Annotated in this window: 11 protein-coding genes; 6 read left to right on the plus strand and 5 right to left on the minus strand. The window is 72.2% G+C overall.

Annotated elements, in window-relative coordinates:
- Positions 1-166: 166 nt before the first annotated feature.
- Positions 167-1,810, minus strand: a complete 1,644-nt coding sequence (locus ACFVV1_RS11700) for a serine/threonine-protein kinase (protein WP_389988154.1) — start codon at positions 1,808-1,810, stop codon at positions 167-169.
- Positions 1,811-2,516: 706 nt separating this feature from the next.
- Between ACFVV1_RS11700 and ACFVV1_RS11705 the strand changes: the two genes are divergently transcribed.
- The 6 genes from ACFVV1_RS11705 to ACFVV1_RS11730 all read left to right on the plus strand — a co-directional run bounded on the left by ACFVV1_RS11705 (position 2,517) and on the right by ACFVV1_RS11730 (position 14,702).
- Entirely contained in the window at positions 2,517-6,140 is a 3,624-nt protein-coding gene (locus ACFVV1_RS11705; protein ID WP_389988157.1) for an FHA domain-containing protein, read from the plus strand.
- A gap of 138 nt (positions 6,141-6,278) precedes the next feature.
- Positions 6,279-7,643, plus strand: a complete 1,365-nt coding sequence (locus ACFVV1_RS11710; protein ID WP_389988160.1) for an ABC transporter substrate-binding protein — start codon at positions 6,279-6,281, stop codon at positions 7,641-7,643.
- A gap of 4 nt (positions 7,644-7,647) precedes the next feature.
- The gene (locus ACFVV1_RS11715; RefSeq protein WP_389988163.1) at positions 7,648-9,066 is read left to right on the plus strand and encodes a carbohydrate ABC transporter permease; all 1,419 of its coding nucleotides are present in this window, start codon (positions 7,648-7,650) and stop codon (positions 9,064-9,066) included.
- Positions 9,063-9,974 carry a carbohydrate ABC transporter permease gene (locus ACFVV1_RS11720; RefSeq protein WP_389988166.1) on the plus strand — a complete coding sequence of 304 codons (912 nt, stop codon included), beginning with the start codon at positions 9,063-9,065 and terminating at the stop codon, positions 9,972-9,974. Before ACFVV1_RS11715 ends, ACFVV1_RS11720 begins: the two co-directional genes overlap by 4 nt.
- Before the next feature lie 179 nt (positions 9,975-10,153).
- Complete coding sequence (locus tag ACFVV1_RS11725; RefSeq protein WP_389988169.1) at positions 10,154-12,448, plus strand: CDP-glycerol glycerophosphotransferase family protein; 2,295 nt, start codon at positions 10,154-10,156, stop codon at positions 12,446-12,448.
- Positions 12,449-12,500: 52 nt separating this feature from the next.
- Positions 12,501-14,702, plus strand: coding sequence for a CDP-glycerol glycerophosphotransferase family protein (locus ACFVV1_RS11730; protein WP_389988172.1), 2,202 nt, complete (start codon positions 12,501-12,503; stop codon positions 14,700-14,702).
- A 6-nt stretch (positions 14,703-14,708) separates the two neighbouring features.
- On the opposite strand, the gene ACFVV1_RS11735 is transcribed toward ACFVV1_RS11730, so the two are convergent.
- The 4 genes from ACFVV1_RS11735 to ACFVV1_RS11750 form a co-directional block, all read right to left on the minus strand.
- Positions 14,709-15,083 (minus strand): hypothetical protein, encoded by a 375-nt coding sequence (locus ACFVV1_RS11735; RefSeq protein WP_389988175.1) that lies wholly within the window; start codon positions 15,081-15,083, stop codon positions 14,709-14,711.
- A 70-nt stretch (positions 15,084-15,153) separates the two neighbouring features.
- The gene (locus ACFVV1_RS11740) at positions 15,154-16,668 is read right to left on the minus strand and encodes a methyltransferase domain-containing protein (protein ID WP_389988178.1); all 1,515 of its coding nucleotides are present in this window, start codon (positions 16,666-16,668) and stop codon (positions 15,154-15,156) included.
- A 63-nt stretch (positions 16,669-16,731) separates the two neighbouring features.
- Positions 16,732-17,961 (minus strand): hypothetical protein, encoded by a 1,230-nt coding sequence (locus ACFVV1_RS11745; protein ID WP_389988291.1) that lies wholly within the window; start codon positions 17,959-17,961, stop codon positions 16,732-16,734.
- Between the two features lie 174 nt (positions 17,962-18,135).
- Complete coding sequence (locus tag ACFVV1_RS11750; protein WP_389988180.1) at positions 18,136-21,705, minus strand: CDP-glycerol glycerophosphotransferase family protein; 3,570 nt, start codon at positions 21,703-21,705, stop codon at positions 18,136-18,138.
- Between the last annotated feature and the right edge of the window lie 40 nt (positions 21,706-21,745).

The raw sequence follows: 21,745 nt of genomic DNA on the forward strand, positions 1-21,745 counted from the left end.
CGGCTGGCGATGGACCGTCGCTCATGACCCCCGGTCGACAAAGTTACGCGCCGATCGGGGTGTTGAGTGCCCGGGATGGCGCCAACCTTCACTTCTGCGGGTGATATGCGTGGAAACTGGCCCGCAGAAGTCGATATAGCTACAGAGTTGATGAGGCGTCGGCCGCTCAGGGACCGCTGCTTCCGCCCAGGCTCGAGACCCAGTCGGTCACTGTGGAGACAGTGTCGCTGATGGCCTGCCAGTAGCTCTTGCCCTGGCCGATCCAGTCCTGAAGCGGGGTCAGTTCCCAGATCAGCCAGCCCGCGACGAACAGCAGGACCAGGGTGAACAGGCAGCCCTTGAGGCAGCCGAGGCCGGGAATCCTCATCGGGTTGGCGCTGCGCTGCCGCGGCTCGCGGGGCTGTCGCGAGGCCGGCTGCTGGGGCGGCGGCTGCTGCGGCGGCGCGTACTGCTGGCGCTGGTACTGCTGTTGGGGCTGGTGCTGCGGTTGCGGCTGGTACTGCTGTTGCTGGGGCTGGGGGTACTGCTGATGCTGCGGCGGCTGCTGGCGTCGCTGGGGCTGCTGTGGTTGCTGCTGGGGCTGGGGCCGCTGGGGGCGGCGGCGCAGCGGGTCCTGGCCGGGGTCGAGGTACTGGACCTGCGTCTGCTCGTTGCGGTCACGGGCCGCCTGGAGCTGGGACTGCCAGGGGTGCGGCCCCTCGGGCTGCGGAGGGCCGTCCGGGTGCGGCGGTACGGGCGGCATGACCGAGGTCGGGTCGGCGTGCCCGCCCGTGCCCTGGCCGGGGCCGGGGGCGTGCTGCATGACGCTGGTCGCGGCGCTCGGATCGTACGAGCCCGCGTTGCTCGGCAGCACCTGCGTCGGGTCGGCCGCGCCGGGGGTCTGCGGCACGGCCGCGGGCGCCGGGTCGGGTGCGAGCAGGGCGCCCACGCCGTCGGCCGCCGCGATCTGGGCGGCATCGGCGTGCACGCCGATGCCGGCCGCGACGGTACGCAGTCCGCGGGCCAGGTTCTCGGCGCTGGGCCGCTGGTCCGGGTCCTTGCTCAGGCAGCGCTCTATCACCGTCCACAGCGGCGCCGGGACGGTGGTGGGGCGGCGGGGCTCCTCGCTGAGGTGCCGGTGCAGGACTTCGAGGGCGGTGCCGCCGGAGAACGGCGGGCGGCCGGTGACCAGTTCGTACAGCAGGATGCCCGCGCCGTAGATGTCGACGGCGGAGGTCTGCGGGCGGCCCTCGGCGGACTCGGGCGCCACGTAGGCGGGCGTGCCGACGAACTCGTGGGTCCGGGTGAGCCCCGGGGAGTCGGCCAGGCGCGCGATGCCGAAGTCGGTGAGCATCGGGTGCATCTGGCCGTCGCGCTCGTCGAGCAGGACGTTGGCGGGCTTCAGGTCGCGGTGGACGACGCCGTCGGCGTGGCTGGCGGCGAGCGCGTCCGCGATCTGCGCGGTGAGCAGCGCGGCGGCGACCGGGGTGAGCGGGCCGTTCTCGCGGAGGTAGCGGTGCAGGTCGGGGCCGTCGATCAGGTCCATGACGAGGGCGAGGAGATCGCCCTCGACGACCAGGTCGCGGGTGCGCACGATGTTCTCGTGGGTGAGCCGGAGCAGCACCGAGCGCTCGCGCAGGAACCGCATCACGACGTCCGCGTCGTTGGCGAGCTCCTCCTTCAGGACCTTGATCGCCACGGTCTCGCCGGGCTGGCCGGCGACGGCCGCCTCGGCGCCTGCGGTCTCCCGTTGGCGGGCACGCCAGACGGTGCCCGTGGCGCCCCGTCCCAGCGGCTCCTCGAGCAGGTACTTGCTGCCTACCGGCCGCACGTCATGCGCTCCCTGCGATCGTGGTGTCTGCGGTGCTCCCGGATCCGCCCGGGAGTTCCGGCCCACTCTAGGGCCTCTTGTTTGGATCATGCCGGGCTCGCGTGCCCCGCACCGCACCTCGCCGCGTTGTCGTCAGTCGCCATGACTCCTTCCTCCGCCTTGCGATGCACGGCACCACGGTGACATCAGCCGCTCCGCGGCGGGCCGCTCCCCGATCCGGCCTGATCCAAACAAAAGACCTCAGTGGGGTGACCGGCGAGGTCGGGGCGCTCGTCCCCGTCGCCCTCGTCCGCCGTGGCCGGTCCCTCCCGGGGAGGTGACGGCCGGTTGCGGAACAAGACGCTCACACCGGGCGGATGGTTGCTGCACGCACGTGCGACGAATCATGCCGGATGCCCTCCCGGAACGGTTCCGGAGTTACGGAAATGCGTCCCGGCGGGCACGGGAGAATCTTCCCCGCGGGCATGGATGAACCTTCCAAGCAGGCACGTATGGGCGCACAGCCGACGTTTCAAGATCACTTAGTGGTGACCCGCGGGCGGGTTGTCAGTGGCAGGTGCGAGGATGCCTCCAGCACGGACTGTGGGGTAGGGAGCCCTGCGGTACGTGACGAACCTGTACCGGACGACGCGTCCGTGTCGGGTGGGGGGAATCACAGGCCGTTTCCCCTGCCCGGCACCCCGCGCAGAAGGGACCGCTGACGGCGATGCAGATCCGGCTGACCGTCCTCGCGCCGCGCAGCGGCAAGACCCCGGCGCGCGCCTGCGACGTGCTGGTCACCGCCCCGTCGGGGACGGCGCTCGCCACCGTGGCGTCCCCGCTGGCCGCGGCCGTCTCCGGGCCCGACGGCTCGCTCGGCAGCGGCGCGGTGGTGCTGTTCGCCGGGCGTGAGCGGCTCGACGCGCAGCGGTGCGCGCTGGGTGAGCCCCCGCTGGTCGACGGAGCGGTGCTCTCGCTGCAGGTCCCGGGCGAGGACGAGGCGGCGGACGATGCCGTCCCGGCGCAGCTGCACGTGGTCGCGGGGCCCGACGCGGGCGGGGTCCACCTGCTGCACGGCGGCCGGGTCCGGATCGGCCGTTCCGCCGACGCGGACGTCCCGCTCGACGACCCCGATGTGTCCCGGCTGCACTGCGCGGTAACGGTCTCCGCGGACGGTCTGGTCTCGGTGGCGGACCTGGGCTCCACCAACGGCACCCTGCTCGACGGCGCCGAGGTCCGCGACCGCCCGGTCCGCCTGCAGCCCGGTGCGCTGCTGCGGCTCGGCGAATCGACGCTCCGGCTGACCTCCGGGGCGCGTACGCCGACGCTGTCGACGGCCCCGGACGGCGAGGGGCATCTACGGGTGTCCGGTACGGCGGGCGCGTCCGCCACCGACGGCGGCTTCGCCGAGGAGCACGGCTCCGGCCACGGCTACGCACCGGCCGTCGCCCCCGGCTCCGGTCCCGCCCCGCACGAAGGGCCCGGCGACCCCGACCCGTACGGGAGCGGCGACGACGGGCCCGCCGACACCCGCCGCCACGCCGCCGGGTCCCCGGCCCCCTTCCCGGGCGACGAGACACCCCGGCGCGGCGGGATAGGCGCCTGGGCGCGCAGACTCGCGGGCAACAAGGGCGAGCCGGTCCATGAGGCGACGCCCGACGAGACGGGCGCTGCCGGGCCGGCCTTCCCGGCCACCGCCCCGGTGACGCCCGCGGGGAGCGCCTGGCCCGACCCCGCGGCCGTGCTGCTGACCGCGCTCGGCCCCGGTCCCCGGCTCTGGGAGCGCGACGCCGCGCACCCGGAGGCGCTCGTGGTGCGCCTGGGGACGACGGACCGGGCCGAGCTGCCCGCCGTGCCGGTGACCGTGGGGCTGCGGGAGGCCGGTTCCCTCGGGCTCGCCGGGCCGCGGACCCGGCTGGCCGGACTCGCCCGCTCGACGGTCGCGCAGCTCGCCGCGCTGCACTCCCCCGCCGATCTGGAGATCGTGCTGATCAGCACGGACCGCGCCCGCGGCGCGGACGAGCGCAGACGCGAGTGGGCCTGGCTCGGCTGGCTGCCGCACGTGCGCCCGATGCACGGCCAGGACTGCCGGCTGCTCCTCGCGTACGACCGTGAACAGGCCCTCGCCCGTACGACGGAGCTGGTGCGCCGGCTGGACGAGGGGCCGCTCGGGCCCGGCTGGGCGAGTCTGGACCGGGACACGGTCGCCGAGGCCGCCGGTCGGTACGTGGGCCCGTACACCGTGCTGATCGTCGACGGCGACCCCGGCTCGGCGGTGCTGCGCGAGAACACCGCCCGGCTGGCCGCCGCGGGTGTGGCCGCCGGGATCCATCTGATCTGTCTGGCCGAGACCCCGGCCGCCACCCCCACGTCACCGGTCGCGGCGACGTACGAGGCCGCCTGCCACGCCTCGATCGCGTTCCGGGAGTGCGGGGCGGTGGCGATGCTGAGCGGCGATGTGGCGACGGCCCTGCGGCTGCTGCGCACGGCGGACGGCCGGGCCGCGGGCCGGGGCACGGTCGCGACGGTGGACGCGGTGTCGGCGCACTGGGCCGAGCGGTTCGGCCGGGCGCTGGCCCCGCTGCGCACGGAAGGTTCGGTGACGGCCCACGGCCGGCCGGTGTCGGCCACGCTCCCGACGACGGCCCGGCTGCTGGACGAGCTGGGCCTGGCCCGTGCCACCCCCGCCTCGCTGATGGCCCGCTGGGCGTCCACGGCCGATGACCAGCCCGGCGCCACCGTCCGCGGTTCGGGCCGCTGGGCGGGCGGGCCGGGGGGCGTCGCCGGCGGCGGTACGGATGCGGCCGACGCGGCCTCCCGCGGTTCGGGCCGTACGGAGCACCCGCGCGGTGCGGACCCCCGCGTGGGCGCCCAGCGCACGGGCGGCGGCCCGGGTGGATACGCCCCGGGCCCGGGGCGCACCCCGTACCCCGGCAGCGACACCGCCACGCACGTCGGCACGGCGGGCCACGGCCTCGTGCGCGACGAGGGCCGCGACACCCATGGCTCCGGGCGCACCCCGTACCCCGGCACCGCCGCGCCCCGCGTCAGTGGCGGGCGCTACGGCGCCTCGCCCGGGGACACCCCGAGCTCCCGCACCGTTCCCGGGTCCGGTTCCTGGGGCGGTGGCGATGTCCAGGGCGCCGACAGTCTCCGTTCAGCCGGGTCGGGGCGGACCTCGAACCGGGTGAGCGGCCCGCGTGGCACCGACACGCCCCAGATCGCGGCGCGAGCCGCCGTGGACACGAACCCAGGCACCGGCACCGGCACACCCGCACCCGCCGCTTCCGTCCCCGCCGAAGGCACCGCCGCCGTGGCCGCCGGGCGGCCCGTCGTGGTGCTCGGGGCCGGGCCCCGGGGCGCGGTCAGTGTGGATCTGTCGGCGGAGGGCCCCCATCTCCTCATCGAGGGTCCGGCCGGCAGCGGACGTACGGAGCTGCTGCGGGCCGTCGCCGCCTCGCTGGCCGCCGCCGCCCGGCCCGACCGGCTGGGCATCCTCCTGGTCGACGGCGCCGGTGGCGAGCGCGGCGAGAGCCTGCGCCCGTGCACCGAACTCCCGCACGCGTTCACGCACCTCGTGGCCTCCGATCCGGTACGGATGCGGGAGTTCGCGCAGGCGCTGGGCGGCGAGCTGAAGCGGCGCGCCGAGCTGCTCGGCCCGTACGACTTCACCGAGTGGCACCACCGGCACGAGATGGCCCGGCGGACGGCCGGCCGGCGCCCGCCGACCGCCGCGGAACAGCGCGGCGACGTGGACTCCCCGCTGAGCGGGACGCTCCGCCTGCGCCCCACCGCGCGGTCCACGGACCCCGGCCCGTCCCCACTGCCCCGGCTCGTCGTTCTCGTCGACGACTTCGACGCACTGGTCGCCCCGGCGCTCGGCAGCCCCGGCCGGCCCGCCGCCGGTTCGGTCGTACGGGCCCTGGAGGCCGTGGCCAGGGAGGGCGGCCGGCTCGGCGTCCACCTGGTCGCGACGTCCGCCCGTCCGGACCGTACGGAGGACACGGACCTGGCCCACGAGGCCCGGCTGCGCATCGTGCTCGACGCACCGGTCGTCCCGCCGTCACCGGAGGATCCGGCGCCCGGACGCGGCAGGCTGGGGCATCCGGACGGGCGGGTGACCCCGTTCCAGGGCGGCCGGGTGACGGGGCGCATTCCGCGTACGGCGACGCTGCGCCCCACCGTCGTCCCGCTGGAGTGGGAGCGGATGGGCGATCCGCCGGCCCGGCGCCCGGTCCGCGAACTGGGCAACGGTCCGACGGACCTGGCGCTGCTGGCCAGTGCGCTGGAGCGGGCGGCCCGTTCGGTGAACGCCGAGCCGATAGCCCCGTTCGGGCCCGTCCACTCCTGAGGGGCAAACCGGCGCTTCTCCTGACCGCACGTCACGAGCCCATCACGATCAACGAGTTGACACCGAAAGCAGTATTGCGGCGCTCGTACACCCAGCGTAGGACTGTGCGCACACGACGATGTGAGAGACGGGGCAGCGATGCGCACAACCCTTCGGATCAGCAGGGCCGCCATGGTGTTCACCGCCATCGGCGCACTGGCCCTCACCGGTTGCAGCGACGGTGGCAGCGGAAAAGACAAGCCGGACAAGAGCCCCGGGAACGACAACGGGAGCTCGTCGAGCGTCTCACTGCCGAAACTGAACGGCGAGAAGCTCTCGGTCGCGGCGGTCTGGACCGGAGCCGAACAGGCCAACTTCGTCAAGGTCCTCAAGGAGTTCGAGAACCGCACGGGGGCGACGGTCACCTTCGTCCCGGCGCAGGACCCGATCGTCAACTTCCTCGGTACGAAGATCGCGGGCGGCCAGCCGCCGGACGTCGCGATGATCCCGCAGGTCGGCGCGATCCGGCAGGCCGCCGAGAAGAAGTGGGCCAAGCCGGTCGGCGCCGAGGCCAAGGCCCAGCTGGCCAAGAACTACGGGAAGGTCTGGCAGGACCTCGGCGCGGTCGACGGCACCCAGTACGGCGTCTACTTCAAGGCCGCCAACAAGTCCTTGATCTGGTACAACGCCAAGGCGTTCGAGAACGCGGGCGCAGCCGAGCCGAAGACCTGGAAGGAGTTCCTGGCGACGGCCGAGACGGTGTCCACCTCCGGCGTCACCCCGGTCTCGGTCGGCGGTGCGGACGGCTGGACGCTCACCGACTGGTTCGAGAACATCTATCTCTCCCAGGCGGGCCCGGAGAAGTACGACCAGCTGGCCCAGCACGAGATCAAGTGGACGGACCCGTCCGTCAAGGACGCCCTGACCACGCTCGCGCAGCTCTTCGGCAAGCCGTCGCTGATCGCGGGCGGCGCGGACGGCGCGCTGCAGACGGAGTTCCCGGCCTCGGTCACCCAGACCTTCACCGGCGGTGACCAGCCGAAGGCCGCGATGGTCTACGAGGGCGACTTCGTGGCCGTCAACATCGCGCAGACGAAGGCGAAGATCGGGACGGACGCCAAGGTGTTCCCGTTCCCGGCGGTCGGCGCCGAGTCCCCCGTCGTGACGGGTGGCGACGCGGCGGTGGCCCTGAAGGACGGCAAGGGCGCCCAGGCCCTGCTGACCTGGCTGGGCTCGACCGACGCGGCGAAGATCATGGCCGAACAAGGCGGATTCATCTCGCCGAACAAGGCCCTGGACGCCGCCGCGTATCCGAACGAGGTGCAGCGCACGATGGCGAAGGCGCTGATCGCGGCGGGTGACGCCGTCCGGTTCGACATGTCCGACCAGGCCCCGCAGTCGTTCGGCGGGACGCCCGGGAAGGGCGAGTGGAAGACCCTCCAGGACTTCCTGAAGAACCCGAAGGACATCGCGGGGACCCAAGCGAAGCTGGAGTCCGACGCGGCCAAGGCATACAAGAGCTGACGCGATGACGACAGCCGCAGCGGGGGGCGCCGACGCGGTGCCCCCCGCCGACAAGCATCCGTCCGGCGGGCCACCGGTACCCGCGCCCAGGAAGTCGTCCGACGGTCCGGCCGGCGGCCCCGGACGCAGTCGCCGGAGTGTGACCGGCACCCGCCGGTTCATCGCGGCGCTCTTCCTGGCGCCCGCACTGGTGCTGCTGGGCGCGCTCGTGGTCTATCCGATCGTGTACTCCGTCTACCGGTCGTTCTTCGACCAGGCGGGTACCGGCTTCGCCGGACTCGACAACTACAAGGCGCTGTTCACGGACGACACCATCCGTACGGCGGTCAAGAACAACGCGATCTGGGTCGTGTTCGCGCCGACGGTCTCCACGGCCCTCGGGCTGATCTTCGCCGTGCTGACCGAGCGCATCCGCTGGGGTACGGCGTTCAAGCTGATCGTCTTCATGCCGATGGCGATCTCGATGCTCGCCGCCGGCATCATCTTCCGGCTGGTGTACGACCAGGCCCCGGAGCGCGGGGTCGCCAACGCCGTGTGGGTGGGCGTGCACGACACGTTCGCCGAGTCGGCGAGCTACCCGAAGGCGCATCCGCTGCCCGTCCACCCGCTCAGGGCGGGCGGCGACGGTTCGTTCGTCACCAAGGTGCCGGTACGGGCCGGGCAGCCGGTACAGCTGCCGCTGGTCGGTGTGGCACCGGCGAAAATGCCGACGAGCGCGAAGCCCGCGAAGGCCGCCGCCGCGGAGCCCGGGAAGATCACCGGTACGGCGTGGCTGGACTTCACCAAGGGCGGCGGCGGCAGCCCCAACGTCATCGACGCCAAGGAGCTGGGGCTCAAGGGCATCGAGGTCCAGGCGGTCAAGGACGGCAAGGCGGTCGCCTCGGCGAAGGCGGGCGCGGACGGTACGTTCACCCTGCCCGCTTCGGCCGACGGCGCCGAACTCCGGCTTCCCGCCTCGAACTTCAAGGAGCCGTACAACGGAGTCGAGTGGCTCGGCCCGACCCTCGTCACCCCGGGGATCATCGGCTCCTACGTCTGGATGTGGGCCGGGTTCGCGATGGTGCTGATCGCCGCCGGCCTGGCGGGCCTGCCGCGTGAACTCCTCGAAGCGGCCCGGGTGGACGGCGCGAACGAATGGCAGGTGTTCCGCCGGATCACGGTGCCGATGCTCGCACCCGTGCTCTCCGTGGTACTGGTCACCTTGATGATCAACGTCCTGAAGGTCTTCGACCTGGTCTTCATCATCTCACCGGGGTCCTCGCTGGCCGACGCGAACGTGCTGGCGCTCCAGCTCTACCGCTCGTCGTTCGGCACGGACGCCGACCTCGGGATCGGCAGCGCCATCGCCGTACTCCTGCTGCTGCTGGTACTCCCGGTGATGTACGTCAACATCCGCCGGATCCGGAAGGAGGGGCGCCGATGACGACAGCGTCGGACACGGCCACGAGCACGACAACCGGAACCGGACCGGTGAAGGCCGAGCGGTCCCTCGGCGCCCGCATCGCGGCTCGCGCCGGCGGCGGTGTGATGCGGGTCTTCCTCATCCTGGTGGGCCTGTTCTGGCTGATGCCGACCATCGGGCTGCTGCTCTCCTCGCTGCGCGGCGCGGACGACATCGCGGCGACCGGCTGGTGGAAGGTCTTCACGGCCCCCTCCCAGCTCACCTTCGACAACTATTCCCGGCTGCTGGACAATTCGACCATCACCCACTCCCTCCTCAGCACGGTGATGATCACCGTCCCGGCGACCGTTCTGGTCGTCGTGCTCGGATCACTGGCCGGATACGCCTTCGCCTGGATGGAGTTCCCCGGCCGCGACTGGTGGTTCCTGGTGGTCGTGGGGCTGTTGGTGGTGCCGGTGCAGGTCGCCCTGGTCCCGGTCTCCAAGCTCTTCGGCGCGGTCGGGATCTTCGAGACGACCTTCGGCGTGATCATCTTCCACACCGCGTTCGGTCTGCCTTTCGCGATCTTCCTGCTGCGGAACTTCTTCGCGGAGATCCCGAGGGAGCTGCTGGAGGCGGCCAGGCTCGACGGCGCGGGCGAGATCCGGCTCTTCACCCGGGTCGTGATGCCGCTGGGCGGACCGGCGATCGCCTCGCTCGGGATCTTCCAGTTCCTCTGGGTGTGGAACGACATGCTGGTCGCGCTGATCTTCGCGGACTCCGGCTCGCCGCCGATCACGGTGGCCCTGCAGCAGCAGGTACGGCAGTTCGGCAACAACATCGACGTGCTGGCGCCCGGCGCCTTCGTGTCGATGGTGATTCCGCTGGCGGTCTTCTTCGCGTTCCAGCGCCAGTTCGTCTCCGGCGTGATGGCGGGCGCGGTGAAGTAGTACGCACGGCTGTACGTCGATGCGCACGGCCGTACGTCAACACGGGGTGGTCCTGTTCACCGCAACAGGACCACCCCACCTGCCCTTTCACGGATTGGCCACATTTTGACGTAACTCTGTCACTCCATCGGACGTTTGCGGACCGCCCACACGCGCTGCGAACGCCCCCTGGATGTGATGTGCCCCGGTTCAGTGTCATCGTGCCCGCGTACCGGGTCCAGGCATATCTGCACGAGAGCCTGGACTCGGTGCTCACCCAGTCCTTCGAGGACTTCGAGCTGATCGCGGTCGACGACTGCTCCCCCGATGCCTGCGGCGCCGTCATCGACGAGTTCGCCGCCCGGGACCACCGGGTGCGGGCCGTGCACCTGCCGGAGAACGTGGGCCTGGGCCGGGCCCGTAACGCCGGGATCGCACAGGCCACCGGCGACTATCTGATCTTCCTGGACAGCGACGACACCCTCGCCCCCGGTGCCCTGCGGGCCGTCGCCGACCGGATCGGGGCGACCGGGGAACCGGATGTCCTCGTCTACGACTACGCCCGTACGTACTGGACGGGCGAGAGCGTACGCAACACGTTCGCCGAGCACCTCGACGAGACCGGCCCCGCCACCTTCGCGCTCACCGGCCGGCCCGGGCTGCTGAAGGTCCTGATGGTCGTCTGGAACAAGGCGTACCGCCGCGCGTTCGTCGAGGCCGAGGGGTTCGCCTTCCCGCCCGGCTACTACGAGGACACCCCGTGGACCTACCCGGTGCTGATGGCCGCCCGCTCGATCGCGGTCCTCGACCGGGTGTGCGTCGGCTACCGGCAGCGGCGCCGGGGCAACATCCTGGCCACCACCAGCCGCAAGCACTTCGACGTCTTCGAACAGTACGACCGGGTCTTCGCGTTCATCGACGCCCGCCCCGAACTCGCGCCCTGGCGGCCGGTGATCCACCGCAGGATGCTCGACCACTTCTGCACGCTGTTCACCGCCCGGGGCCGGCTGCCACGCGACAGCCGCGCCGAGTTCTTCCGCCGGGCCCGCGCCCACTGCGCCCGCTACCGCGCACCCGGCGCCCCCGTCCCGCGCCGCGCCCGGCTGCGCCACGGCCTGATCCGGCTGGGCGCGCACCGCACGTACCGTGCGCTGTGGACCGCGCAGTCGCTGCTCGGCCGGCTGCGGAAGGCCGGTGGCACCGTCCGCCGGGTGCTGCGGGCCGCCGCCCTCCAGGCGTACTACCGCGTCCAGTTGCGGCTGCCCGTCCAGGCGGACCGGGCGGTGTTCGCCGCGTACTGGCACCGCGGGTACGCCTGCAACCCGGCGGCGATCGAGGCGAAGGCCCGCGAACTGGTCCCCGGCCTGCGGACCGCCTGGATCTGCCGCCCCGAGGACGCGCACACCGTGCCCACCTCGACGCGCCGGATCACCCCCGGGACGTACGGCTACTGGCGGGCGCTGGCCCGCTCCGGGTATCTGGTGAACAACGTCAACTTCGACCGGCGGCTGGTCAAGCGGCGCGGCCAGGTGCTGCTCCAGACCCACCACGGCACCCCCCTCAAGACCATGGGCCTCGATCTTCAGGACCGGCCGGCCGCGGCCCGCGGGATGGACTTCGGGCAGCTGCTCGCCAATGTCGACAAGTGGGACTTCTCCCTCTCCGCGAACCGGCACTCCACCCTCGTCTGGGAGAAGGCCTATCCGTCGGCCTCAGCGAGCTGCGCGACGCTGGAGTACGGGTATCCGCGCAACGACATCTACCAGCGGGCCACCGCCGGCGACGTGGCGCGGCTGCGCGCGTCGCTCGGCATCCCCGAGGGCACCGTGGCCCTGCTGTACGCGCCCACGCACCGCGACTACCGGCGCGACCAGCAACCCCTGCTCGACCTGGCACGTCTGCTGCGGGTCCTCGGCCCGGGCTCCGTGATCCTGAACCGCGCGCACTACTCGTACGGGGCCGTGCCGGTCCGCGAGCCGCACCCGCGGATCATCGACGTCAGCGGCCACCCCTGCGTCGAGGCGCTCGCGCTCGCCTCGGACGCGCTGATCACCGACTACTCGTCGCTGATGTTCGACTACGCCAATCTGGACCGGCCCGTCGTCATCCACTGCGGCGACCGCGAGGCGTACGAAGCGGCCCGCGGCACCTACTTCGACCTGCGCTCCTGCCCGCCCGGCGCGATCGCGCACAGCGAGGACGAGCTGCTGGACATCTTCGCGACCGGCCACTGGTGCGGGGCCCGCTCCGCCCGGCTGCGCGCGGCGTTCCGGGAGCGCTTCTGTCCGTACGACGACGGGCACGCGGCGGAGCGGGTGGTACGCCGGGTCTTCCTGGGCGACACGGCCGTGCGACCGCCCGCGATCCCGCCGGCCCGGCGGCAACCGGCACCGGCGGCGGGGCACCCGACGCAGGTCCCCGCACCGGCCACCGCGGACCGGCAGGCGTCCGCGGGCCTCGGCCTCGCCGGTTCCCGGCCCGTCGACCGCCCCTGACGACGACCCTCCCCCCTGAACCCGAGAAGCCCGAGTCCGAGAAAGAGCCCGTATGCCCAGGCTGAGTGTCATCATCCCCGTCCGTCGCGCCCGAGGGCAGCTGCGCGAGTGCCTGGAGTCGGTACTCAGCCAGTCGTTCACGGACCTCGAGGTGATCGGGGTCGACGACGGTGCGCCGGACGGTTCGGGGCTGCTCCTCGACGAGTTCGCCTCCCGGGACAGCCGGGTCCAGGCCATCCATCTGCCGCCGGGGGCGGGCGCGGACGGGCGGCGCAACGCCGGGGCCGAGCGGGCCGTCGGCGACTATCTCCTCTTCCTGGAGGGCACCTTCGTCCACCTGCCGGGCGCCCTGCGGGCCGTCGCCGACCGGCTGGACGCCGTCGGTGACCCCGAACTGCTGCTGTTCGGCCACCACAGGCGCCCGTTCCGGGGCCGCCCCCGGCCGACCCGGTCGCTGGAGCTGCTCGGCGAACTGCCCGAGGGCCGGCTCACCCTCGCCGGCCACCCCGTCCTCCTGGACATCGCACCGGTCTCCTGGAACCGCGCCGTGCGCCGCACCCTCCACGAGGGCGAGAAGCTGACTTTCGGGCCGGGGCCGCACGGGGAGCGGATGTACGCGCTCCAGACCCTCGCCGCGGCCGGGTCCGTCGCCGTACTCCCCACCGCCTGCGTCGAACACCGCGGCCGACGCCACCTTCCCGCTGTCGCCGACCCGGCGGAACCGGCGGACGGCGCGGCGCCGCACGAGCTCGTCGACGCGTACGCCGCTCTGATGGAGTTCGTACGGGACCGGCCGCCGCTGCGTCCCGTACGCCCCCTGCTCTTCGAGCGGGCCGTTCAGGAACTCCTCGCCGGATACCCGTCGGTGACCCGGCGGCGCAGGCGCTACGTACGGTCCGTGGCCGCGTTCGTCCGCGCGCACCGGCCCGAGGGGCATCGCTTCCCGGGCGGCGCCAAGGGGCTGCGGCCGCGGCTGATGGGCGGCGGCCGGTACGCCGTGCTCGGCGCCCTCGACACGGTCCTGGCCATGCGCCGGAGCCTGCGGGCGGCGCCCGGCGCGGTCCGGGCGCGGGCCAGGCGCACCCTCGCCGCGCGCTACTACTGGTGGCAGCGCCGGCTTCCGCTGGACCCCGGGCTCGCCGTCTACGCCGCGTACTGGAACCGCGGGGTGAGCTGCAATCCGGAGGCCGTCTTCCGCAAGGCCCAGGAGCTGGCCCCGCAGGTACGGGGCGTGTGGGTGGTGTCGAAGAACCACCCGGACGCGGTGCCCGGTGGCATCGACCACGTGGTGCCGGGAACCCGCCGCTACTGGCGGCTGCTGGCCCGGGCCACGTACTTCTTCAACAACGTCAACTTCCCCGACCACCTGGTCAAACGCCCCGGCCAGATCCATGTGATGACCCACCACGGCACCCCGCTGAAGATCATGGGGCTCGACCAGCAGGACTACCCGGCGGCGGCCCAGGGGCTGAACTTCGACCGGCTGCTCCAGCGCGTCGACCGGTGGGACTGGAGCGTCTGTGCCAACCCGCACTCCACCGAGGTGTGGGCCCGCGCCTATCCGGGCGCCGCCCGGTCCCTCGAATCGGGCTATCCGCGCAATGACGTCTTCGCGACGGCGACGGACGAGCGGATCGCACAGATCCGCGAGGGCCTCGGCATCCGGCCCGGCCGGCGCGCCATCCTGTACGCGCCGACGCACCGCGACTACGAGGCGGCGTTCACCAGCCGGCTCGATCTGGTCCGGTTCTGCGAGGCGCTCGGCCCGGACACCGTGGTGCTGGTCCGCGCCCACTACTTCTACGAGGGTGCCGGGCTGCCGGAGCACCCTTCGCTCCTCGACGTCTGCGACCATCCGCGGATCGAGGAGCTGTGCCTGGCGGCGGACGCGCTGGTGACGGACTACTCGTCGGTGATGTTCGACTACGCCCATCTGGACCGCCCGATCGTGGTGCACGCCCCCGACTGGGAGACGTACCGCACGGTCCGCGGGGTCTGCTTCGACCTGCTGTCCGGGAAGCCCGGCGACACCCCCGGCGCGGTCTCCACCGATACGGACGAGCTGGCCCGGATCTTCCTCGACGGCAGCTGGGAAAGCCCGGCGAACGAGGCGCTGCGGGCCGCGTTCCGGGCCCGGTTCTGTCCGTACGACGACGGGCGGGCCGCGGAGCGGGTCGTGCGGACGGTGCTGCTGGGGGAAAGGGCGGCGCCGGGCCCGTCCGGCGGCGTGTCCTCGATCGCCGGACGGGCGTGAATCTTCTCAGCGCTGCTGGCCGGCCATCACCGTGACGAGGCCGATGACCACGAGCAGCGAGCCGCCCCAGGTCCACATCGAGGTCCGCTCGTGCAGCACGGTCGCCCCGGCCAGCACGATCAGCAGATACCCGAGGGCGTTGAACGGGTAGGCGATGGACAGCGGCACCGTGGCCAGGGTGGTCATCCAGGCGAGGGCGGACACCGCGAAGACCGCCAGGCCGAGGACGACCCACGGGCTGGTCGCGGCGCGCAGGGCGACGGACCCGCCGCCCTGCGCTGCGGCGGCCGCGGCGCCCTTCATCCCGTGCTTGAGCATGATCTGCCCGCCCGCCGACGAGAACACGGCGAACAGCAGCAGCATCAGACTGGGGAGGGTCACGGCCTTGCTCCTGACTGCGGCGACCGGGGTTTCGGACGCCGGGGCGGGGGTGGGACGGGGGACGGCGGCCTCAGACGCCGACCCGGTCGGAAGAGGCGTACTGTCGGTTGAGGATGTCCTGTACATCGACGTGCTCTCCAGCGATGATCGTCTCGGCCGCGTGCGGGGTGAGCAGGGCGACGTGCTGATAGCCGAACAGCGTCGGCCTGATCCGGGTGAGCAGCTTCGACATCCCGCCGAGGACCGCGGGGAGCGGTCCGCCGCCGAGGAGCGTCCAGAACGGGGCCCCGGTGGAGACGATGTGGAGGACGTCGTAGCCGGCGTTCCTGACCGTGCGGCGCAGGCTGGCCCGGGTGAAGAAGCGCAGATGCGTTTCGTCGAGGATGCCGCGCCGGTCGTAGTCGAAGACGCCGAGCGCGACCCGCAGCCTGGAGTACCAGTGGCTGAAGTTCGGTACGGAGAGCAGCACATGGCCGCCGGGCCGCAGCACGGTGGCGACCTCGGCGAGCACCCGCTCGGGGCGGGAGAGGTGCTCGATGACGTCGCCCGCGACCACGTAGTCGTAGTCGGCGCCGATCTCCGGGGGCAGCCCCTCCTCCAGGTCGGCGAGGTGGAAGCGGGTGCATTTCTCGCGTACGCCGGGGACTTCGACGTAGTCCACGCCCGTCACCTCGTGGCCGAGGGCTTCGAGGCGCTGCGCGAACAGGCCGCCGGAGCAGCCGAGATCGAGGACCCGGCCGGGCGGGAGGCCGCGCATCTTCTCCAGGATGACGGCGTGCGAGGAGCCGTCGCCCTCCTTGAACGCGTACTCGACGGGCTTGGGGATCCAGGCGCAGGTGCCGAATCCCTTGACGGCGAGCCGGTATTCGAGGACGTCCTTGACAACGTCCTTCGCGTACTTCATGCCATTGACGTAGCAGATCTCGTCGCCGTAGTAGGTGGGAACGGGGATCTCCTTGATCCGCATTCCTTCGTTGAGCAGCTGGACGATGATCTGGGTGTCGAAGTCGAACGCGTCGGTGTTGCGGTGGATCGGCAGCTTCCTGAGTGCGGCGACGCTGTAGGCGCGGTACCCGGAGTGGAATTCGGTGAGCCGCGAGCCGAGAAGGGCGTTCTCCAGGCGGGTGAGAATGCGGTTGCCGAGCCATTTGTACATCGGCATGCCGCCCTTGAGTGCGGATCCGGATTTCATCATCCGTGATCCGAACACGGCCTCGCATTCGCCGCGTTCGATCGGTGCGACCATGTCGGGCAGGAATTCGGGGGCGTACTGCCCGTCGCCGTGCAGCAGCACGATGATGTCGAGTCCGTGTTCGGCGGCCAGCGCGTATCCGGCCTTCTGGTTTCCGCCGTAGCCGAGATTCTTGGTGTGCCGCATCACCACCGTCCGCGGCATTCCCTCCGTCTGCGACCAGCGGCAGCCCGCGGTGAAGGTCGCGTCGTGGCTCGCGTCGTCGAGAATGAGGACTTCGGCGATCTTGGACCGGAAGTCTTCCGGAATGCGGTCGAGGGTCCTCTCCAGCGTCGTCTCGGCGTTGTACGCGACCACCAGGATGCCGATCCTGGGGCTCGGGCTTTCCTTCACGGGGCGTTCTCCAGTTGTGCTCGGTGCTCGGTGCTCGGCGAATCAGGGCTCGGGAGAGGGTGGTCAGTTGACGGCGGAACCGGTGGGGTGCGAGGTGCGGGGCGCCTTGACCAGGGGCCGCTCGGCGCAGGATTGCGGGGGTACGGCCGCCGGCGCGGCGAGGATCTTGCGGATTCCGCTGAGGAGACCGGCGGCGAGGACGAACCAGCCGGCCTCGCCGAAGTGCAGCACCGTTTCGCTCCAGCGCACGGCCGAGCGCCCGTGGTAGCCGAGGACCGCCGTCAGGCCGAGCAGGCAGCTGTACGCGGCGCCTTCCCAGAACCCGATGACGAACAGGCCGGCGGCCGCCCAGGTGAGGTACTGCAGGGCGGACGCGGTGGAGAGCAGCAGCAGGAGGCCCATCGTGACGCCGACGACACCGGGCAGTTGTGCGGGCCGCAGCCAGGCGAGCCAGACCCCGGCCGCCACGCAGGCCAGTACGAAGAGGAAGTGGCCCTCGCCCTGGACGAAGGTGATGAAGGACTGCGGCAGGCCGAGTGCGTCGGCGAACCGGACGAGGCCCCAGAGGCGGTAGCTGCCGCCCGCGTACTCCAGGACGTTCTCCGTGAGGTTCTGCGGCACGGTCACCAGGACCGGGCCCCAGACGAGGGCGATCAGGGCGGTGAACCCCGCGGTGAAACGGAGGAGTGCGGGCCGGCCGGCCCGCAGCGCGACGACGAACAGCGCCGGGATCACCACCACCGGGATGAACTTGACGCTGATCGAGAGCGCCGCGCCCACCCCGGCGGCCAGCGGTGACTTCCGGTCGACGAGCAGATGGGCGGCGGCCAGGGCGAACGTGATGGCGACCGCGTCGGTGTTGCCGTGGTAGCCGGAGGTGGCGATCAGTACGGGGCTGAAAGCCACGCCCACACCGCAGGCGACCGCCGTGCCGAGGGAACCGCGCCGCCGCACGATTTCGAACACGATGAGCGCACAGCAGAAGTCGGCGATCGATGCGGGCGATCTGATCAGCGTCCCGAATGGAATTCCGAGTTCGGAGAGGTCGTTGAGGCCGAGAAGCATCCAGCCGGCCAGTGGCGGATGGTTGTAGACGGGAAGTCCCGGCAGCGGCTGTTCGTAGATCCGAATGGGGCCGTAACGCACGATGGCCCGGGCGAAACCGTGAAAGATCCGCACATCGGCCGGGCCCGGCATATTCGCCGCGATCAGCATTCGGGTCAGGAGCCCGATGGCCGCGGCGACGAGCACCACCGCTCTCGCCCGTCGCACGTCCCAGGTTTCGCATCGCATTCGGATACCCATGAAAGCAGAACGTAGCAACCCGAGGACGTTGAGTGACGCACCGTCGGCCGCATGTACGGGGTTCACGACTTCGGTGCCCTGCGAATATGCGCAGACGCCCGAATCCCCGCATCACTCGAACGGTTCAGACGGCGCCTGCTGTCCCGGGCCGTTCGGGGCCGGTCACGGCCGGGCGAGGTCCTGGAGCATCCGGTCGGCCACTCCTGCCGCCGCGTGTCCGTCGTCGAGGTCGCAGAAGTCCCGGCGAAATGCCTCGTACGCCTGCGCGTGTCCTCTGGTGGCCCGCTCCGGGTCGCGCAGCGCCTCGATCAGTCCGGCGGAGCCGGGAATCAGCGGGCCGGGGGCGCGGGCCTCGAAGTCGAAGCAGAAGCCGCGCAGCGTGTCGCGGTAGTGCGCCAGGTCGTGGGTGTGGAAGAGCATGGGGCGGCCGGTCTGGGCGAAGTCGAACATCAGTGAGGAGTAGTCGGTGACCAGCGCGTCGCTGATCAGCATCAGCTCGCCGACGTCCCCGTAGCGCGAGACGTCACGGACGAAGCCGCTGCCGCTGTCCGGCAGGCGGTCGGTGACCAGATAGTGGCGGCGTACCAACAGGACGGTGTCCGCGCCGAGTTCACGTTCGGCGGCGGCCAGGTCGAGTTGCAGGTCGAGGGCGTAGCGGCCGCCGCCCCGCGGCCGGTCCTCGCGCCAGGTCGGCGCATACAGCACGATCCGCCTGGCCTCGGGGATGCCGAGCCTTTCCCGCACCGACGCGGCGACCTTGGTCCGGTCGGAGGCGTGGAACAGGTCGTTGCGGGGATAGCCGCACTCCAGGACCTCGCCCCGGTAGCCGAACGAGCGCCGCAGGACGGGGGTGGAGACGCGGTTCGGGGAGACGAGGACGCTCCACTGCCGGGCGCGCTGCTCGATGGTGGCGAGGTAGGCGGCGTTGGCGCGGGCTGTGCCGGCGAGGTCGAGGCCGATGCGTTTGAGGGGGGTGCCGTGCCAGGTCTGGACGACGCACTGGCCCTCGCGCCGCTCGAACCACTCCGGCAGCTGGGTGTTGGTGACGAGGTGACGGCTGGTGGCCAGCGCCTCGTGCCAGGCGGCGGAGCCGTGTTCGACGGCCGTGGCACCGACCGGGACACGGGCCTGCTGGTCGCTCACCACCCACAGGTGTTCCGACTCGATGCCCCTGCGGACCATCTCCTCATGGATGGCGCGCGGTGAGTCGGAGTACTGGCGGCCGTCGAAGCTGCTGTACAGCACGGTGTCGCGCAGCGGCGCGGTGCGTCGTCGGCTCCGGTACGCCTCGCGCAGCAGCCGCTTGCCGCGTGCGCCGCGTTCCGCGGGGGTGAGCACCGAGGCGCAGTTGATCAGCAGCTGGTCGTGGAAGCGCCGTTCGACGAGGTACTTGCGGCCGGTGAGGGTGCGGGCGGCGGGCAGGGTGCGGTGGGCGGCGGCCGGGATGCGCAGCGGGGCGTCGTACGCGTCGTCCCGGGCGCCCTTCTCGCGCAGGAAGAGGTACCAGTGGCCCTGGCCCAGCGGCAGTTTCCCGCCCGGCCCCTCGACGGCGTCCGGCCGGAGCGCGGCCCTGAACCGACGTGTTCCGGCCGCGCCGGAGAAGGCGAGGGGGAAGGCCGCCTCCTCGCCGTGTCCGCTGTGCCGGGCCACCAGCTCGACGGGGCGGTCCCGGTCGTCGGGGAAGGTGCCCTCCAGGAGGAGTTGTCCGTCCTCCGTCCAGGTCGCCAGGTCGACGGCGGGCTGCACGGCGCGGTCGCTGATCAGCAGATTGCCGCGCGAGCTCGCGGTGAGACCGAGTTCGCGCCGCCGGTCGCGGGCCCCGTCCAGCGGGTAGCGGCCCGGCAGTACGGGCCCCGGCACGTCGATCGGCGTCCTGCGCCCGTCCGGGCCGACGAGATGCAGGCTGTACGGGAGCTGCGCGGGCGCCGTCCCCTCCTCCGCGCCCGCGCGGGCGTCGGCGAAGGAGCCGAGCGGGACGTCGGCGGTGAAGCGCCGCCATCCCGCCGCCGACGGCACGGCCCCCTCCTGGACGGTCACCGGGCAGTCGAAGGAGATGCCGGAGGCCCGGTGGGTGAACGCGAGACGCAGCGGGCCCTTGCCCAGGCGGTCGCGGATCATGCCGTCGATGACCACGGTGCCGGCGCCGTCGCCCGTGCCGCCCGCGCGGTGCGTCTCGAAGCGGGCGTCGATCCGCTCGGCGTGCAGCACGAGCCTGCCGTCGTCGAAGGCGGGCACGATCCGGTGGTCGCCGTCGGGGCGGTGCACGGGCGGCGGTGCGGCCGCCTCGTGGGTCGAGAGGCCGGAACGGCGCAGCATGCCGTGCCCGGCGATGCCGATCTCCAGGCGCCAGGTGAGCCGTTCGGGGCGGCCGTCGGCGTCGATGCGGAGCCTGGCCGGGTCGATGACGGTCTCGAAGCCGGAGCGGTCGTAGTCGTGCAGGCTCTGCCGGGACCGGGCGGTGGCCTCGGGCTCGGCGACCGTACGCAGCCGGAGCGGCACCACGTGCCGGCGCCCCGCGCGCAGCCACCCGGCCCGGAACTCGCTGCCGCGCGAAGTGGCGGGCAGGTTCCGGATGTAGGCGTATCCCTTGAGGTGCAGCCTGCCGCCCTGCCAGTGGGCGTCCCGCAGCCGGGCGGTGAGCGGCAGGTCCCGGTCGGTGACCCGCAGCACCGGGCGCGGCACGGGCCGGGTGAGGGCCGGGAAGGCGGCGCTGCGGCGCCGCAGGCCCCGTACCGCGAAGGCTCCCGGCTCGGCCTTGTCGAAGGCGAGCAGCGCCAGCAGTTCGTCGGCCCGCCGTTCGCGCACGAGGTGCCACATCAGCCGCAGCCGCAGCGGGAGCGCGTCCAGGACCGCGGGGTCGACCTGGTCGGTGAACTCGTTGGCGTACGTGAGGAAGGCGCGCCGGTACTCCTCGTCGCCGTCGGGCAGCGCGTCCATGAAGTACCGGAGGTCATGGGCGAGTACGTGGGCCTCGTAGCGCCGTTTGTCGGTGGCGCCGCGGTGCTCGTCGAGGAAGGTGGCGACGCCCAGCACGTGCGAGGCCCGGTCCTGGATGCCGCGGACGACGGCGCGACGCGTGGTGATCGAGCCCGGGCGGTCGCGCCAGTGGTAGACGGCGTCCTTCAGCACGTCGACGGAGCGGGCCAGGAAGTGGGCGGGCAGGACGACCGGGATGTCCTCGTAGAGGGCGCCGACCGGGAAGGCGAAGGCGTGCTCGTCCCAGAAGGACCGGCGGAAGACCTTGTTGCAGGCGATCCGGTCGGCGGCGAGGTCCCAGTCGCGGGAGATGTGGGTGCGCAGCCGGGTCGTCGCCATCGGCTTGCGGAAGTTGGGCGACTGCTGGAGCTTGCCGGAGGACCGAAGCCGCAGCACGTTGCCGGACGCGAGGTCCGAGCCCGTCTCCTCCAGGGCGCCGAGAAGGAGTTCGTACGCGCGGGGCGGGAGCACGTCGTCGCTGTCGACGAACGCGAGATGGCGGGCGCCCGGGTCGCAGTGGCGGACCCCGGTGTTGCGGGCGTGCCCGAGTCCGCCGTTCTCCTGGCTCACCAGGCGGAACCGGCCGTCCTGTGCAGCGAACCCGGCGGCCAGGGCCGCGCTGCTGTCGGTGGACCCGTCGTCGACCATGACCACCTCCAGGTCGGTCATGGTCTGCTCTGCGAGGGACTTCAGGCAGTCCGTCAGATAGAGCTCGACGTTGTGGACGGGTACGACGACACTGAGCCGTGGCGGCATGTTGAGCACGTCCGTTCATCGGGGGCCTGGTTGTCCGTAC

It is taken from the genome of Streptomyces sp. NPDC058092, from assembly GCF_042884935.1.
GTDB lineage: Bacteria > Actinomycetota > Actinomycetes > Streptomycetales > Streptomycetaceae > Streptomyces.